The following is a 261-nucleotide window of genomic DNA, read 5'->3' on the forward strand; positions in this document are numbered from 1 at the left end:
GGAACCCTTGGGGATTAAACCGAAAAGAACGTGAAAACTGGCGTGATATAAGAGACGATGTTGAGGTGCCGACAGAAAAAGAAATGAAGAAAATAGGCGAGTCCTTTGAATACCTGTTTTGGGTCGGGTCGATGGGATCGTATGACCGGAGAAGCCAGAAGATCGCCATGGCTTTCGCTCGCCTCCTCAATCAAGCCGGGGTCACGTTCGCGATATTAGGCAATAAAGAAAAAAATTCAGGCGATACGCCGAGACGGCTTG

The 261-nt window shown here is 48.7% G+C and carries 1 pseudogene; it reads left to right on the plus strand.

The features are described 5' to 3' along the window. Window positions 1-261 (plus strand): annotated as a pseudogene (locus CH339_RS25790) ((Fe-S)-binding protein); the annotation flags it as partial.

This window comes from Rhodobium orientis, assembly GCF_003258835.1.
Taxonomy (GTDB): Bacteria; Pseudomonadota; Alphaproteobacteria; order Rhizobiales; family Rhodobiaceae; genus Rhodobium; species Rhodobium orientis.